The organism is Xanthomonas campestris pv. badrii (assembly GCF_012848175.1).
Classification (GTDB): Bacteria; Pseudomonadota; Gammaproteobacteria; order Xanthomonadales; family Xanthomonadaceae; genus Xanthomonas; species Xanthomonas campestris_C.
On sequence record NZ_CP051651.1, the window covers coordinates 1,883,261 to 1,898,856 of the forward strand.

The following is a 15,596-nucleotide window of genomic DNA, read 5'->3' on the forward strand; positions in this document are numbered from 1 at the left end:
CCGGCTGGCTTACCTGGAGTTGACCTACAAGTTCTAGGTCCCAGCATGTTGCGCCCATGCCTGCCACGCGGCCGGAGGTATGGGCGCGACGGTAAAGAAGTTGACCTGGAACCGTTATTTGTTCCATCTAAAAGACCTTAATTTTCTTCAATCAGACTGAACGTCAACATAGAATTTGACTTGATCCTCAAGATTAACCAAATAGGCCATTCGGTGTTTCCAGAGTTGCAAAGTGACGTCAGCTTCTATATTGCGCATTGCATTGCCAGTAAACGGCTCGTGCAGCGCAAGCCGCAGATTGGACTCGGCCTCGTGATGTGCCTGAAACGCTTTAATCGATTCATTGAACAACTCCAGAAGATAATTACCATCCGATTTTAATGAAGCAATCTTCTCAAAAACATGCTGTTGTATCGTCTCCGCTTCTTGCACAAATCTTCCAGCTTTCGCCAATTGCTGAACTGACCCGGCCATTCCGCTTCTCGACATGCCAAGATTCAAGGTCTGCTCCACGAGTTCATAAAGTGCGTCTAGGAAGCTTCGAGCACTTGTCATGTATCTTTGCAGGTCAGTATGTGAAACAGCCTGGAAATTCGCCTCATGGGCGACTAAGTGGCGAGTCTCGAATATGGATGAGATATCACTCAACAGCCGTTCCGTGTCTTTCAATAGGAACGGTGCGAATCTTTGCGCCATCCCCACCTCGCCATTCCCAAAAACTTCTTCCTCGCTAGGCTCGACGTACTCGCGAACCTCCGAAAGAATCCTGCTGAACTCAATCCTATCGCTACCATTGGAAAACAATGTGACAAAGTGCGACGCGATATGACTCAGGTTGCTAACGGGCAGCGAATGAGAAACTAGATCTCCGAAGGTGATTTGAGTAGCACTTAGTGCCCTCGTCAGCGCGAAATCGAAACGTATGTGATCCTTGAAAATCTCCGAGCGGTCAAGAAAAGGACTACCCGAATCCACCAAGCGCTTAATCGCTTCCCGGACACCAACTTCAATGCAAGAGGCGATACCCATCACATGTAGGGCTATCAACGCTGAATCAGATTCTACGAGTCGGCGAAAGCTCGATTCCAGCTCGTAGAGCTCCAGATTCCCGTGGAGATAGCGGCCGGAAGCCCTTGCATTCTTTTGCTGAATCTCGGTGATTAGATTTCTTTTGGACATGAAATTTTAGTGCCGGGGAAGCCAAGGGTCCTACGAGTCTAATTTCTAAGTTTCAATCAAACCACTCTTTCACTGGATCGATTAAAGACGCGCAGCTTCATGTCACCTGAGTGGATCTACTGGGTTCCTTGCTTGGATACCAAAGACATCATCGAGACCATATGTTAAGTGATCTCAATTGCTCGTATGCATCCCGGTAGATCACCCGTCCCGGTTCGAGCAATGCGATACCTGAGGGTCAGGTGCACTCATCAGGCGACGGCGCTCGGCTTGCGTGGCCCGTATGGAACTGCGCAATCGGCGCACACGGCCGCGCGAGACCCGCCAGCGTGTATTGACACGCCAGACCGCGTACTTGCAATCTAGGCCTAAGGAGCGTCGAAACTCCTCTAGTAGCGGTACCCACCTCCGTCAAACCGGTGGGTTTTTTGTGCCTGCACTTCGCAGGCGCAACCGACGCGATGCCTGCGTCGGGAGGGCGGCTAATACAACACCCTTCGGGGGAATATGCCCGCCGGCTACTAGCGGTTTCGAACCTCCCGACATCCCGTCGCCGTTGGCGGCGGTTCTTGGGTTGTTCCAGGAGGGCGTTGCCATGTCTACCGCACCATCCATGCCGGTATCTGTGCCGGTTGATCTGTTGCCAGCTTCCGCTCACCGCCTGCGGTGGGATGTGGGCGAGGTGCTGTGCCGGCTCGCCGCACGCGCAGCTGTTGAGCAGGCGAACGACGATCCCGTGCATTCGCTGACTCGACAGCTCGTTGTGTTGCCGCGCCCCTCGCGTGGCCAGTTCGCACGCAGGGCTGTGCCGTTGCAGCAGTACGTCGCTGCAACCATCACCCGCCATCACCCGGAGGCGCCATGACAAGCCGCCGCCACCCCCCGCATCTGCCAGCGCACGGCCCACCCGCACACGGACTCGCCCCGCGCCGCCCAAGCGGGTGCAGTGGGTCGTTGTGGAACCCGACCGCACCAAGCTGCCACCGATGCTGCCACCCGACCCGGACGCCTCCCCGCAAGGCCCCGGCACGCTACGCGCACCCCGCCGTGCCCGCCGCCCGCGCCAATGCACCGTCAGCTACACCCATTACCCCGGGGCCCACGACCACGGCGGCGACCAGCACGTGCCCCACGTCCGCCTCAGCGGCCTATGGCTGGAACAATTGGGCTTTGCCATCGGCACCAAGCTGCGTATCACCGCCAGCGCAGGGCAGTTGTTGATGGAGGTGTTGCCGCCGGTGGAGGCGCCGGCCGCATCCCGCAGAGCGCGACGGTAGCTGGAACGAAGTCGCAGTGGCGGTGTCGTGGTTCAACAGGCCAACCTTCCCGACCGAAGGAGAACCAAGTCTCGGGCCTTACATTACCAAGGGCCTGGGCCAGGTATGCGCATATCGATTGCTTTACTTTCAGTAGCACCTCTTGGGCTTGGCTGTAGCGCCGTGCCCGCTGCGAAGACGCTTCAGCCTGCTGCGTATCCCACGTCTATTGCAATTTAATCCTAAATAGATTTTCCCCTAGTTGCCATTTTGGCACCACTAGGCTATGTTGCGTCCACCAACAGGAGGAGACATGAGATGAAGTAGGCACGATCAGACCACATAGGCAGCGAGCTCAGACCAAGCCAAGAGCTTGGCCAGCTCCGGTGAAGACGAAACACACATAGGAGTTACCTATGCATGCGACCAGTAATGACCGGGCAAGAATAACGACCCGAGTCACCGCTTACGCGCAGCAAGCAATTGAACAGGCGGCTGAGATGACGGCAACAACGACGAACCAGTTCGTCGCCCAGGCCGCGCTGCGGGAAGCTGAGAGAATCATCGAAGAACATTCGATCATTCGACTAAGCCAGAACGACATGCAGAAATTTCTGGATGCGCTCGATAACCCGAAGCCGGTCTCCGATCGTTTGGCTGTCTCCCTGAAACATCATATGGAGACGAGAAACCATGACACTGGAAGTAGAAGTAGTACCGTTCGCTGGACACCTAAGCCGCGCTGATTTCGATTGCGGCAACAAGGAATTGAACGAGTGGTTGCATACCACGGCGAGCCAGCACCAGAAGCGCGGCGTCAGCCGCACGTTCCTGGCAATTCCGATGAAGGGAAGCTTGTACGCTTGGCACCAGGAAAGATTTGAGGACATCGAGGACACCACCGTCCTCGGCTATTTCAGCCTGTCGTCAGCGCAGGTAATGAACAGCGAGCTGCCACCGGCTGGCTCAAAGCTGCCCCGCAATGTTCCTGTAGTCCGCATGGGCCGCCTGGCGGTGCATCAACGACTGAAAGGGCGCGGCTTCGGCACGATGCTCCTCATGGAGGCCATCGCGCGAGCCGCACAGGTGAGCGAAGCCATTGGCGTCACGGGACTGTTCGTGGATGCCAAGGAAGATGCCGCCCCCTTCTATCAGAAGTTCGGGTTCCAGCCTGCGGCGTCGAACCCTCTCAAGCTCTGGTTGCCTATGGCAAGCATCACTGAGCTTTTGAAAACGTAATACCTCTCCACAGCTCCGTGCGAAGAATCCTCTGACTCAGGTCGGTTCGGGGGTTCTTGCGTTTGGGTAATCGCCCTGGCGATTAGATCCACTTCGGAGCGCGCATCCAGGCGTGGAGTGCAGCGGATGCGCATCGGACGCCCCTTCTACAGCAAGAAACGGATTTTCGTCAGCCAAGTATGTAATGACCCAGCGGTCTCTGCACAGCTCATGTAGCTAAAGCATATGTGTCATCGGGTGTCTCATGCCCAGCGCGTGATGCGGGCGCCGGTGGAGGGGATTACCCCCATCGAGGTGTCTACAAGCATGAGACAAGTACACCACCGCATAGCCGCGCGTAGCGGCGTAAATCGGCAGCGAGGCTGGATGGAAACGACAACGGCCGCAGTACGTTGTCGTTAGGTCAGGCAACCAGGATCGTCTTGCCGATTCCCGATTCCCGATTCCCGAATCTCAATGATCGCTGGAACGCAATCCATCCACATCCAGGATCAGCGCCATGCGGCCGTCGCCGATCAGGGTGGCGCCGGCGTAGCCGGGCAGGCCGCGTAACGCGCGGGGCAGGGGTTTGATCACCACTTCCTCGCGGCCGCGGACCTGGTCCACCACCAGGCCGAAACGGGTTTCGCCGGCCTGCAGTAGCACCACGGTCAGCAGCGGCGGCTGTTCGGCAGGGACGCCCAGCCAGCGACGCAGGTCGATCAGGGGCAGGGTGTGCGAGCGGCGGTCGAGCACGGCGCGGCCGTCGAACCAGCCCAGCGAGGTCTGCGGGGCGTGCAGCACTTCCACCACGCGGGCCAGCGGCAAGGCATAGACCGCTTCGCCGGCCTGCACCAGCAGGGTCGGCAGGATCGCCAGGGTCAGCGGGACGCGGATCATGAAGCGGCTGCCGCGGCCCAGTTCGGACTGGATCTGGATCTGGCCGCTGAGTTCGCGGATGCGCGACTGCACCACGTCCATGCCCACGCCACGGCCGGAGATGTCGGTGACTTCCGCCTTGGTCGAAAAGCCCGGCATGAAGATCAGATGCAGGCACTCGTCGGTGCTCAGGCGTGCGGCAGCTTCGGCGTCGATCAGGCCCTTGTTGCGGGCGATCTCGCGTAGACGTTCCGGGTCGATGCCGGCGCCGTCGTCCTGGATCTCGATGCTGACATAGTCGCCTTCCTGCTGCGCGGACAGGCGCACATGGCCGCTACGCGGCTTGCCGGTGGCTTCGCGCAGGGCCGGCGATTCGATGCCGTGGTCGATGGCGTTGCGCACAAGGTGCACCAACGGGTCGGCCAGGGCTTCGACCAGATTGCGATCGAGCTCGGTTTCGGCGCCGATCAATTCCAGCTCCACTTCCTTGGACAGGGTGCGCGCAACATCGCGGGCCACCTTGGGGAAGCGCGAAAACACCTTGCTGACCGGCTGCATGCGGGTGCGCATGACCGCGGTCTGCAGGCGCGCGGTGGCGATGTCCAGCGTGCTGACAGCGCGGTCGAGTTCTTCGTCGCGCAGGCGGGTGCGCAAGGTCTTCAAACGGTTGCGCGAGAGCACCAGTTCGCCGATCAGGTTGACGATGGCATCCAGGCGCTTGGTGTCCACGCGCACGGTCTGTTCGGCTTCGGCGCCGGCCTTGGCGGCGCCTTTGCCGGCCGACTTGGGGGCCGGGGCATGCGCATCGTCGGTATGTGCGGGCGCCGCCGGTTTGGTAGCGGCTGCCTGCGGCACGGCCTTGACTGCCGGCGGGGCGCTCTTGGCGTCGAACTGCGCGATCAACGTGGCGGGTGCATGCGGCACGGCTTCGCCCGAGCCCATCGCATCCAGCATGGCCTGCAGATAATCCAGCGACTGCTGTGCGGCATCGAAGTGATGGGCCTGCAGCACCGCCTGGCCGGAGCGCGCCATGCCGAGGGTTTCCTCGGCGGCGTGGCACAGCTCGACCATGGGTTTGATCGCCAGGAAGCCGGCACCACCCTTGAGCGTGTGGAAGCCGCGGAACACCGCGTTGAGCTGGTCGGCTTCGTCTGGCGCCTGTTCCAGCGACACCAGCTGTTCGCCGAGGCGGTCCAGGATTTCCTGGGCCTCGACGATGAAATCGGCAGCAATATCGTCTGGAACGGCACTCATGGTTACAACCCCAATCCGGACAGCAAATCGTCGGCGTCGTCCTGCGACACGGCGTGACGGTCCAGGCCCTTGATCGCAGGACCGGCAAGACCGCCGTCGTCTTTCTTCGGCTCGGGATTCTTCGGCGGCAGGCCGAGCGCACCGAAGCCCTCATGCACGCGGCGCACGATGCCGGCCACGCGCCGGATGATCTGGCCGCTCAAATCCTGGTAGCTCTGCGCCAGCGACAGCTCGGTGAGGTTATGGCGCATCTTTTCCAGCAGTGCGCCCTGGTCTTCATTGAGCCCACCGCTGCGCAGCTGGTTGGCCAGCTCGCGGCATTCTTCGACCAGGTCCAATGTGCGGTGGCTGGCCTTTTCGGTCATTTCCACCACGTGGTCCAGGCGCGAGCAGGCATCGTCCAGTTCGCCGGCTTCTTCGGGCACGGTGGGCAATTCGCCCAGGGCCTGACCGAGTTCGCGGGCGAGCCGGCTCAGGCTCTGCATCATCGGGCGTGTGCGCAGGGCGGCGAGGTGATCGACCTCGCGACGCCAGGCGACCTGGTCACCGCTTTCCAATGCATCGAGCGCGTGCTGCAGGCGCTCGATCAAGGCGGCACGTTCGGCATCGGTTTCCACGGTCGCGTTCATCAGGCGGTCGCCGCCAGACGTTCGAACACCTTGCCCAGCTTCTCTTCCAGCGTCTGCGCAGTGAACGGCTTGATGATGTAGCCGTTCACGCCGCACTGTGCCGCTTCGATGATCTGCTCGCGCTTGGCTTCGGCGGTCACCATCATCACCGGCAGGTGCTTGAGCTTGGCGTCGGCGCGGATGTTGCGCAGCAGGTCGATGCCGGTCATGCCGGGCATGTTCCAGTCCGTCACCACGAAATCGAACGGGCCCGCGCGCAACGCGGCCAGTGCGCTGTTGCCGTCTTCGGCCTCTGCGGTATTGGTGAAGCCGAGATCGCCCAACAGGTTCTTGACGATACGTCGCATCGTCGAGAAGTCGTCCACGATCAGGATCCGCATGTTCTTGTTCACATCAAGCTCCTAACGCTAAAAAATCAATCGTCATTTTCGACACCGGCATCGGCCAGTTCGAATACCTTGAGGCGGCCGCGCAGACGCACCACCGCCTGGCCGTGGATCTGGCACACGCGCGATTCGCTGACGCCGAGCACGGCGCCGATTTCCTTCAGGTTCAATTCCTGCTCGTAATACAGCGACAGCACCAGCTGCTCGCGCTCGGGCAACTGGCCGATGGCCTTGCCCAGCTCGCGGCCGAATTCGCCACGCTCCATCATCTGCTGCGGATTGGGCCCACCCTTGGCGGTGGTGTCCAGCTCGCCGTGATCTTCGATGCGCGATTCCAGGCTCAGCACCTGGCCACGTGCGGCATCTTCCATCAGACGCAGGTAGTCGGGCAGCGGCATTTCCATGGCGGCGGCCACTTCGGTGGCAGCGGCGGCGCGGCCGGTGTTCTGTTCGATCTTGCGCACGGCGGCGGCGGCATCGCGGGCGCGGCGGTGCACCGAACGCGGCACCCAGTCGCCCCTGCGGATCTCGTCGATCATCGAGCCGCGGATACGGATCGAGGCATAGGTCTCGAACGATGCGCCCTGTTCGGAATCGTAGCTGCGCGAGGCTTCGATCAGGCCGATCATGCCGGCCTGGATCAGGTCGTCCACTTCCACGCTGGCCGGCAGGCGCGCCGCCAGATGGTGGGCGATGCGGCGCACCAGGTCGGCGTGCTGGGTCACCACGTCGTTGGCGTTGTTGCGCTGCACGGCGCGGTACTGCGCGCTGGCCGTGGTTGCGGTAGCGGTGCTCATGCGGCCACTCCCCGTTGGATGATGCGTTCGACAAAGAACTCGACGTTGCCGCGCGGCACGGTCGGGGCCTGCCAGCGCGAGGTACGGCGTGCGATTTCTGCGATGGCCTGCGCCGACGGACTGGCGGGATAGGCCTTGATGACGGGTTGCTGGCGCTGTACCGACAGGCGCAACCAGTCGTCCTGCGGCACGTGGCCGAGGTAGTTCAGCGACACATCGCCAAGGAACTTCTCGCACACGCGCGAGAGCTTGTCGTACAGCAGGCGGCCTTCGTTGGGGTCGCGCACCATGTTGGCGATGATCTGCAGGCGGTCCACGCCGCGTTCGCGCGAGAGCACCTTGATCAGCGCGTAGGCGTCGGTGATCGAGGCCGGCTCGTCGCAGACCACCACCACGGTGTCCTGGGCGGCCTGGCAGAAGGTCAGCACGCTGTCGGTGATGCCGGCGGCGGTGTCGATGACCATCACGTCCAGGTCGCGTTCCAGTTCGGAGAACACGTTGACCAGGCCGATGTGCTGGGCCGGGGCCAGTTCGGCCATGTGGCGGCGACCGGAGGCGGCCGGTACCACCAGCACGCCGCCGGGGCCTTCGATGATGACTTCATCGAGCGTGCAACGGCCGGCGATCAGGTCGGCCAGGGTGTACTTGGGCGCCAGGCCGAGGACCACGTCCAGGTTGGCCAGGCCAAGGTCGGCGTCCAGCAGCAGCGTGCGTTTGCCCATGTCGGCAAGCGCCACGGCCAGGTTGGCGGAGATGTTGGTCTTGCCCACGCCACCCTTGCCACCGGTCACGGCAATGGTGCGCACCGGGCCCAGGGGCTCGGGACGGGTCGCCGACAGGGGGAAGGCGTTGGTCAGCTTGGCGTATTCACGCGACTGCATGGTTGTGCTCCGGAGTACAGGGCTTATCGGCAGCGCGCCGCAAATCTTCAAGGCGAAGAACGAGACTGGCGGCATTGGCGCGGTGCAGGTCGTCGGGGACCCGCTGTCCGTCAGTCACCCAGGTGATGGGCATTTGGTGGTCGACCACCACCGACAAGGCGCTGCCGAAGCGGCCGGTCTCGTCGAGTTTGGTCAGCACCACGCCTTGGGGCTTGGCGTGGGCGAAGCGGCGCACGACCTCGTCGAGGTCGGCGAAATGGGAGTTGGCGGGCAATACCAGCAGCGAGGTGACCTGCTGGGCGGCACGCAGCCAGTTCAGCTGGGCGGCCAGGGCGCGGTCGCGCTGGCCCATGCCGGCGGTGTCGATCAGCACCAGCTTGTAGTCGCGCAGGCGGTCCAGCAGCTCGAGCAGGCTTTCGGCGCTGTCGGCCTCGTGCACCGCGATGCCGAGCTGGCGGCCGTAGCTGTGCAGCTGCTCGCGGCCGCCGACGCGCAGGGTGTCGGTGGTGACCAGGGCCACGTCGCGCGGGGCATGCTGGGCGGCGAAGCGCTGCGCCAGCTTGGCGATGGTGGTGGTCTTGCCGGCACCGGTCGGGCCGACCAGGGCGATCACGCCACCGCGTTCCAGCGGGTCGATCGGGGCCACCGGCAGACGCTTGGACAGCAGGCCCAGCATCAGGCCGCGGCCGCGGTGCAATTCGGTATCGGCCGGGATCTGCAGGGCGACATCGCGAGTCAGGCCGGCGTCGAAGCCATAGTCGTCCATCAGTTCCAGCGCCTGCGCACGCACCGGGGAGCCACGCAGGCGCTCGTCGGTGAGGCGGTTCATTTCGCGCTCGATCATCTGGCGCATCAGCGCCAGCTCGCCGCGCAGCTGCTTGAGTTCTTCGTCGTTCTGCGGGATCGGCGCGGCAGCCACCGGCACTGCGGCCAGCGCAGCGGGGGCGGGCGGGGCGACCACGATCGGCGGCAGCGCGGCCGGCGGCAGGATCTGCGGCAGCGCGTCGTCCAGATCGAAGTCGGCCTCGTCGGCGAAGGCGTCGTCGTCCTGGTCCTGGGCGGCATAGGCGGGGGCGGCAACTGGGGGGGCCACGACCGGAGTCGGCGCCTGGGCCGGGGCGGCCTGCACGGCCGGGCGCTGCACCGGGGCAGTGGTCAAAAAGTCGGCGAACAGCTGTTCCGGCACCGCCGACAGCGCGTGTTCCTGGCGCTGCACGACCGGCGCGACCAGCTCCTGCACGGCCGGCATCTGCGCGGCGCTGCGGATCGGGGTGGCGACCGGCGCCTGGCGCGGCACGCTGGCCGGCTGGCGCAGGGCCATGGCGGCAATCATGTCTTCGGCGGCGCTGGCCACGCGCTGGCGGTGGCTCATGGTCTCGGCAGCCGGCTTCAGTGGCGCGTGGACCGGCGCGGCGGGGCGGGCGGCAACCTGCGCCGGCTGGGCCGGAGCCTGCTGCACGGGAGCCTGGACCGGCGCGGTGCTGGGGGCCGGCGTCTCGCGGGCGGTTTCCAGGGCGCGCTGTACCAGCTCTTCGTCGTAGTTGCTGGCGGCGACGATCTCGATGCCTTCGGCGGTACGACGGTTGGACAGGATCACCGCATCCGGGCCGTGTTCCTCACGTACCATGCGGAATGCGGTGCGCATATCCGGGGCGACAAAGCGTTTGATCTTCATGCCACGTGCCTCCAGGAACGGGACCCGCCGGACGCCGGACGGGTGCGCGATGAATGTGGGTGTGTTGCCAGCGTCATGAGTTGCCTGTCCCGGTCGTAGTTCCAAGTCCTGCCATCCGCCCCGCAGCGGTGGTGCTGGCTGCGGTCTCGCCAGAGCTGATGCATGCGGTGTGCCAAAACCTGGAGTGGCGGGTTTCTGGCGAGCGGGCGTGGGAGCGCGCGGGAGACAGCTGGGATCAGATGCTGGGCCGGATGTGCAGCGTTAAGTGCAGGTGCCAGTTGGGATTTTCGGCAGTGCTGCTCGCCGGTTCGACGTCGCTTAGGTGCTGGGCGGCGGGGCCGATCTCGTGTCTTGGAGCCCATCGAGCCCCTGCGCGAACCGCCATCAAGCCGCGCTCGGGTTGCTTCCAGCGGTCGGCGTCATGCAATCGATTGGGGAGTTCGCCAAGTGGCGGATTTCCGACGCCTGGCTCTGGGCCGTGGCGGGCAGCCTATGGCGATTGCCGGCGGGCGAAGTTCTCGGGCTGTGCCGGAGCGCACCTGGGCGCGATGTGCTGTCCCGTCGCGCTCGGGGCACACTTATTGACGTGATGTCCACGACATTACTTCGTCGGCCGCGGTCGCATCGCAGTGTTGACTGTGTAGATCGAGAGCGAATGCGCGTGGTCTGATTGCCCACCCTCGGCTGCACTGGCGCAGGCGAACGCTATCGCCTGATCCTGCGTGTTGTTTCAGTCGTTTCAAGGGCGCATACCCTCACGGGCTTTGGCACCCTGTTCGATAAGTGACTGCTCGCCCGACTGCTCCGCGTCCTGGCCTTCCGCAGTGCCATGCGCATCGACCACGCGGTCGAGCGAGCGCCCCACCTATCGCTGCAATTCCTCAACCGCTTGCTGTTTGCGGCGTTCTTTCCAGTGCGTGAATAAGTTCATCATTCAGGAATCATCCCATGACCGGCCCTGGCTGCGTCGGCTGGTCCTGCCTGGCTTGCGCTGCCGCCTGCTGCTGCGCGGTCTCCAGCGTGTGGGCCTGCGCCTGTTGCATCGATTCCTGGATCGACGGCGTAGGCTCGGCGAGCGAGAGGTTCATCCGCTTGGTGGGGTCGGTGGCGTGTTGCGCATAGAAGGTGTCGTTGACCACATCCACGCGCCCGTGCCAGTCCGGCTTGAAGCCGCTGGTGTACATCTCTGTAGCGACCTGGTGCAGGCGATCTTCCGGCAGCGGCGTGCCCTTGGCCTCCAGGCGATCTTTCACGTCTGCATACAGGGCATGGCCGGGGTGAACCGCCCCGCTTTTCCCGGAGACTCCTTGGTTTGAGTCACGCCGACATGGCGGACTCGTTGGGTTGCTTGTGTTTGGAATAATAGTTGGCTTCGGCCTCGGCCGGTGGGATGTTGCCGATCGGCTCAAGCAAGCGGCGATTGTTGAACCAATCGACCCAGGTGAGCGTGGCCCACTCGACCTCCTCGCGCGTGCGCCAGGACGACTTGCGGTGGATCACCTCGGCCTTGTACAGGCCGTTGATGGTCTCAGCCAGTGCGTTGTCGTACGAGTCGCCCACACTGCCCACCGAGGGCTCCAGGCCGGCCTCGGCGAGCCGCTCGGTGTAGCGGATCGAGACGTACTGCACGCCCCGGTCGCTGTGGTGGATCAAACGATCCGGTCCGACCGGCTTCCTCGCATGCAGCGCCTGCTCGAGCGCATCGAGCACCAGGTCGGTCTGCATCGACGGCGACGCCTTCCAGCCCACGATCCGGCGTGCGAACACGTCGATGACGAAGGCCACGTAGATCCAGCCTTGCCACGTCGACACATAGGTGAAGTCCGAGACCCACAACGCGTTTGGCCGATCCGAGGTGAACTGCCTGTTGACCTGATCGAGCGGGCACGGCGCCTTCGCATCGCTCACCGTCGTGCGCACCGCCTTGCCGCGGATGACCCCGCGCAGGCCCAGACGCTTCATCAGACGCTGCACGGTGCAGCGCGCAACAGCGAACTTCTCCCGCCGCATCTGCCGCCAGAGCTTACGTACGCCATAGACCTGGAAGTTCTCGTCCCACACACGCCTGATTTCAGGCATCAACGCCTCGTCCGTCTTGGCCCTTGCCGAGCGCAATTCAGGATCGGACTTTCGGGCTGCGTGCGCGTAATACGTCGACGGGGCGACCGGCAACACCTTGCAGATCGGCTCGACCCCGTGAACGTCGCGATGGTCGTCGATGAAGCGCTTCACCTCTTGAAGGGGCGGTCGAGCTCCGCCTGGGCAAAATACGCCGACGCCTTGCGCAGGATCTCGTTGGCCTGGCGCAGCTCGCGCACCTGGCGCTCAAGCAACCTGATGCGCTCCTTCTCGGCTGTCGTCACGCCCTCGCGCTTGCCGCCATCACGCTCGTACTGCCGGATCCAGCCGCGCAACGTCTCGGCCGTACAGCCCACCTTGGCCGACACCGACACAATCGCCGACCACTGCGACGCGTACTCGCCCTGGTGCTCCAGCACCATCTTCACCGATCGCTCCCGGACCTCTGGGGAAAACTTGCTTGCTCTGCTCATGGCTCCATCTTCTCAAGTAATGGAGCCTCCGGGGTTCCCGGGGCGGTTCAGTGCAGGCAAGTCGTTTTCGATGGAGGGAGGCGTCGGCTTCGACATGGCACGGTCTTTCCTCTCAGCAGTGGGCACGCGCAGCGCAGTGCGTACGTCGTTATCCAGTGTAGGCGCCTGTTGCACCGGCTGCATTCATGGCGCGCGCCCAAGGGCGCCCTTGACCTGCACCAGCAGCCCATTGCGGGGTAGGGGGGGCGAGCACATGCTGCGCGCGTTCGTTGATCAGGTGCACATCGCCCAGCAATTGCGCTGCGTGCACCTCCACACTACAACGCGCAAAAGTGGCGTACCGGGATTCGGCAAGCGCTGAATCAACTCGGGGATCGTCTTTCAGTAGCTGACGCAATCTCTGCGGAACCGGCGGCGGTGATGAATTGTCGTCGGGCGGTGTAGCGGCCGGCTTCGGCACGGTGGTGCCTTGCCTTCAGGAAATGGCTGGATGAGGTGCGTCGTGCACCTCAGTATCTTGGAGCGCCGTTTGCTGCGCTGCCGCGGCCCATGGCGCAGGCTTGGGCTTGCGTTTGGTCTGTACCGGCAGTCCTTTGCGGGGAAGTGCCCCGAGCTCACGCATCACCCGGTCATTGATGGTCTGCAGGTCGCGGAGCAGCTGTGCTGCGTGCGCCGCGGGCACGAGCGGTGCCAGGGCGATGTAACGAGAGTCTGCCTTCTTGCTCATATGCATGTCCTTTTGCAGATGTGTCTTGGGATCGACGGATTTTATGGAAATGGTAGCGCATCGGTATGCCTGCAGCGGCCTGTTCGGGTGAGCGATGATCGCCCACCAACGTCGGCAGCGGCCTGCGTCCCTCCAGGTGTTTACCGATTTCATCATGCTGCCCGGGCGCAAGGGACGCGCCTGGGCAACGGGCCCAGCATACAGCGCCCCAGCCGGTGGCAGTAGCTGGGGGCACTGCGACATGGAGACGCTGCCCGCAACTACGATTCTTCCTCCATACCGGCTGTCCGGGAACGAGCGATGCAGTCGGCTGTTACGATGCGGCCTTGGTTTTTGGCTGATCCACCGCCAAAGCCGGCACTGCGACAGGATCCATGATGCGCTTCTTCAGAACCGAGTCCTTGAAGAACCAGTTCTTCTCGCAGCGGATCGGCTTGCTCCCTTCGAAGAACAGCAGTTCGTCATTGCCGGGAAGTTCCTTGATTTCCTGCGGCAGCATCAGCGCGCGGCGCTCTTCGGTGTAGTTGTACGACACGTTGCTTCCACCGCCACCCTTGCTGATGGAACGGTGCCGCTTGCGGATCGTCGTATACCCCAGCATGTCGCTATAGGCATTGGCATCTTCCTGCTCGCGAGGGGTGAACACGATGCTGGCGGCATGGTTGGTGATGAAGTTCTGCGCGTCGTCCGCGCCATAGGTGGCACGCAACTGCGACTGGCTCTGGATGATGCACAGATCGCGCACGCCATAACTGGCCGAAATGGAGATGCGCTTGGACCAGACATCGACCCGGCCCATGGCGGTGAATTCATCCATCAGCATCAGCATCTGATACTTGAGCTTGGGATCCTCATTGAGCTGCTTATCGAGGTTATTGCCGATGACCGAGCTGAAGAAGATATTCAGCAGCTTGCTGCTTTCATCCAGCTTCTGGGTGGGGATGATGACGTAGACCGTGGTGAGGCGCTTGCGGATGGCGGTGACGTCGATGTCCGTGGCATTGGTGGCCGCCGCCAGGATCGGGCTCAGGAACTGCTGCAGTGGCGCCTGCATGGTGGCCATGACCGAGGAAAACGTCTGTTCGGCGAGCCCGGCAAGGGCGCTGAACGTGGAACGCGTCTGTGGGCTGATGTATTTGTAGTTCTTGTTGGCGATCAGCTTTTTCAGCATGTCCGAGGTGCTTTCTCCATCGCTCCCACCGGTGGAAAAGCGCAGGATGCGTTCGAAGCTGGGGAATAGGTCGCTGCTGTTGGGATCTTCGACACCGGGGAATCCGGTGCTGCGCATGTCGTACCAGTTCTCGAACATGAAGGATGCAAATGCCACGAACGCCGCACGCGACTGGGTCACCCAGAAACTGTCCTTCCCGGGTTCATCGGGGTACAAGATCGCCGCCATGGTCTGTATGGCAGCGATCCGCTCCCGCGGATCCTCCGGAACCAGGGTGAGGGGGTTGAAGCGGTGGGTCTTTCCATCGGTGGCGTAGGGCGCCCAGACATAGATTTTCTGGCCTTGCGAGGCGCGGTATCCGCTGGTCGCCTTGAACAGCTCTCCCTTGAGGTCCAGCACCACCATGGATTGCTGGTAGGTCAGCAAGACCGGGATCGCAATGGAGGTGGTCTTGCCGGATCGTGTGGGTGCAACCACGATCACATGCAGCGCGCCATTGATGTAGATGTAACGGCCATTGAGTTTGCCGACCAGGATGCTTTCGGGCTTTTTCTCCAGCATGCCGGCTTTCTTGAGGTCGGCAACGGTGGCAAAGCTCGCCTCGCCGTGCAGGGATTGCTGCTTTTTTCTCAACAGGGGAATCAGCAGCAGCAACCAGATGATCAACGGCAGGCCGAAGCCGACAATGCCGCTGATCTTGATGCGCGTGACATACGGTTGGACTTGCGGAAGGTCCAGCGCCTTCCAGTATTGCAGGTAAGTGGTCGCCTTCAATGGCACCTGCAACTTCAGCAACATCAGCGTCATGTAACCGGCCAGGTACAAACCGGCGACCACTGCAAGGACCAACAGGGCCGCTGCAATGCCCACCTTTCCCTTACTACCCATGCTTCCATCTCCGTGTGTGATTTGCATCCCGCGCACGCGTTACTGGCAGCGAGCGGGAGGCGGTCTTTTTCCAGGCCCCGCTCATCATAGATGAGAGCGGCGGG

At 62.8% G+C, this 15,596-nt stretch carries 15 protein-coding genes and 1 other annotated feature; of the genes, 4 read left to right on the forward strand and 11 right to left on the reverse strand.

Annotation, left to right across the window (positions count from 1 at the left end):
- Nucleotides 1-147 precede the first annotated feature (147 nt).
- Nucleotides 148-1,179, reverse strand: a complete 1,032-nt coding sequence (locus tag HG421_RS07930) for a HEPN domain-containing protein (protein WP_169705943.1) — start codon at nt 1,177-1,179, stop codon at nt 148-150.
- Nucleotides 1,180-1,774: 595 nt separating this feature from the next.
- On the opposite strand from HG421_RS07930, the gene HG421_RS07935 reads away from it, so the two are divergent.
- From HG421_RS07935 to HG421_RS07950, 4 genes are all read left to right on the forward strand, one after another.
- Nucleotides 1,775-2,044, forward strand: coding sequence for a hypothetical protein (locus tag HG421_RS07935; RefSeq protein ID WP_248279483.1), 270 nt, complete (start codon nt 1,775-1,777; stop codon nt 2,042-2,044).
- A complete protein-coding gene (locus HG421_RS07940; protein ID WP_169708129.1) occupies nt 2,025-2,456 on the forward strand; it encodes a SymE family type I addiction module toxin in 432 nt (143 codons plus the stop codon). The genes HG421_RS07935 and HG421_RS07940 overlap by 20 nt, the downstream gene beginning before the upstream one ends.
- A 395-nt stretch (nt 2,457-2,851) precedes the next feature.
- Entirely contained in the window at nt 2,852-3,181 is a 330-nt protein-coding gene (locus HG421_RS07945) for a DUF1778 domain-containing protein (RefSeq protein ID WP_104581804.1), read from the forward strand.
- On the forward strand, nt 3,129-3,674 hold the full coding sequence (locus HG421_RS07950) for a GNAT family N-acetyltransferase (protein ID WP_169705945.1): 546 nt from the start codon (nt 3,129-3,131) through the stop codon (nt 3,672-3,674). The genes HG421_RS07945 and HG421_RS07950 overlap by 53 nt, the downstream gene beginning before the upstream one ends.
- Before the next feature lie 453 nt (nt 3,675-4,127).
- Here the strand turns inward: HG421_RS07950 and HG421_RS07955 are convergent, their stop codons facing one another.
- From HG421_RS07955 to HG421_RS08000, 10 genes are all read right to left on the reverse strand, one after another.
- Nucleotides 4,128-5,786 (reverse strand): chemotaxis protein CheA, encoded by a 1,659-nt coding sequence (locus tag HG421_RS07955; RefSeq protein WP_169705946.1) that lies wholly within the window; start codon nt 5,784-5,786, stop codon nt 4,128-4,130.
- A gap of 2 nt (nt 5,787-5,788) precedes the next feature.
- Complete coding sequence (locus tag HG421_RS07960) at nt 5,789-6,415, reverse strand: protein phosphatase CheZ (protein WP_169705947.1); 627 nt, start codon at nt 6,413-6,415, stop codon at nt 5,789-5,791.
- Nucleotides 6,415-6,807 carry a chemotaxis response regulator CheY gene (gene cheY / locus HG421_RS07965; RefSeq protein WP_002813536.1) on the reverse strand — a complete coding sequence of 131 codons (393 nt, stop codon included), beginning with the start codon at nt 6,805-6,807 and terminating at the stop codon, nt 6,415-6,417. Before cheY ends, HG421_RS07960 begins: the two co-directional genes overlap by 1 nt.
- A 23-nt stretch (nt 6,808-6,830) precedes the next feature.
- Nucleotides 6,831-7,598: an RNA polymerase sigma factor FliA gene (locus HG421_RS07970; protein WP_104605212.1), complete on the reverse strand. Its 768-nt coding sequence runs from the start codon at nt 7,596-7,598 to the stop codon at nt 6,831-6,833.
- The gene (locus tag HG421_RS07975) at nt 7,595-8,479 is read right to left on the reverse strand and encodes a MinD/ParA family protein (protein ID WP_005918202.1); all 885 of its coding nucleotides are present in this window, start codon (nt 8,477-8,479) and stop codon (nt 7,595-7,597) included. The genes HG421_RS07970 and HG421_RS07975 overlap by 4 nt, the downstream gene beginning before the upstream one ends.
- Nucleotides 8,466-10,154 (reverse strand): flagellar biosynthesis protein FlhF, encoded by a 1,689-nt coding sequence (gene flhF, locus HG421_RS07980; RefSeq protein WP_169705948.1) that lies wholly within the window; start codon nt 10,152-10,154, stop codon nt 8,466-8,468. The genes HG421_RS07975 and flhF overlap by 14 nt, the downstream gene beginning before the upstream one ends.
- Nucleotides 10,155-11,095: 941 nt before the next feature.
- Nucleotides 11,096-11,407 carry a hypothetical protein gene (locus HG421_RS07985; RefSeq protein ID WP_169705949.1) on the reverse strand — a complete coding sequence of 104 codons (312 nt, stop codon included), beginning with the start codon at nt 11,405-11,407 and terminating at the stop codon, nt 11,096-11,098.
- A gap of 64 nt (nt 11,408-11,471) precedes the next feature.
- Nucleotides 11,472-12,706, reverse strand: a protein-coding gene (locus HG421_RS07990; protein WP_169705950.1) for an IS3 family transposase whose coding sequence is annotated in 2 segments (ribosomal slippage) — nt 11,472-12,421 and nt 12,421-12,706 — 1,236 coding nt in all. Because the reading frame shifts where the segments join, the coding sequence is not laid out codon by codon here.
- Nucleotides 12,312-12,428 (reverse strand) — a sequence feature (AL1L pseudoknot). (Overlaps the previous gene by 117 nt.)
- A 475-nt stretch (nt 12,707-13,181) precedes the next feature.
- Nucleotides 13,182-13,433 (reverse strand): hypothetical protein, encoded by a 252-nt coding sequence (locus HG421_RS07995; RefSeq protein WP_169705951.1) that lies wholly within the window; start codon nt 13,431-13,433, stop codon nt 13,182-13,184.
- A 313-nt stretch (nt 13,434-13,746) separates the two neighbouring features.
- Complete coding sequence (locus HG421_RS08000) at nt 13,747-15,492, reverse strand: type IV secretory system conjugative DNA transfer family protein (protein WP_169705952.1); 1,746 nt, start codon at nt 15,490-15,492, stop codon at nt 13,747-13,749.
- Nucleotides 15,493-15,596 lie beyond the last annotated feature (104 nt).

What these genes read in the sequence shown, in the direction of transcription:
- HG421_RS07945 (WP_104581804.1), top strand. Translation starts at nt 2,852, where the DNA reads ATGCATGCGACCAGTAATGACCGGGCAAGAATAACGACCCGAGTCACC.
- HG421_RS07995 (WP_169705951.1), bottom strand. Translation starts at nt 13,433, where the DNA reads ATGAGCAAGAAGGCAGACTCTCGTTACATCGCCCTGGCACCGCTCGTG.
- flhF (WP_169705948.1), bottom strand. Translation starts at nt 10,154, where the DNA reads ATGAAGATCAAACGCTTTGTCGCCCCGGATATGCGCACCGCATTCCGC.
- HG421_RS07960 (WP_169705947.1), bottom strand. Translation starts at nt 6,415, where the DNA reads ATGAACGCGACCGTGGAAACCGATGCCGAACGTGCCGCCTTGATCGAG.
- HG421_RS08000 (WP_169705952.1), bottom strand. Translation starts at nt 15,492, where the DNA reads ATGGGTAGTAAGGGAAAGGTGGGCATTGCAGCGGCCCTGTTGGTCCTT.
- HG421_RS07955 (WP_169705946.1), bottom strand. Translation starts at nt 5,786, where the DNA reads ATGAGTGCCGTTCCAGACGATATTGCTGCCGATTTCATCGTCGAGGCC.
- HG421_RS07935 (WP_248279483.1), top strand. Translation starts at nt 1,775, where the DNA reads ATGTCTACCGCACCATCCATGCCGGTATCTGTGCCGGTTGATCTGTTG.
- HG421_RS07975 (WP_005918202.1), bottom strand. Translation starts at nt 8,479, where the DNA reads ATGCAGTCGCGTGAATACGCCAAGCTGACCAACGCCTTCCCCCTGTCG.
- HG421_RS07970 (WP_104605212.1), bottom strand. Translation starts at nt 7,598, where the DNA reads ATGAGCACCGCTACCGCAACCACGGCCAGCGCGCAGTACCGCGCCGTG.
- HG421_RS07950 (WP_169705945.1), top strand. Translation starts at nt 3,129, where the DNA reads ATGACACTGGAAGTAGAAGTAGTACCGTTCGCTGGACACCTAAGCCGC.
- HG421_RS07930 (WP_169705943.1), bottom strand. Translation starts at nt 1,179, where the DNA reads ATGTCCAAAAGAAATCTAATCACCGAGATTCAGCAAAAGAATGCAAGG.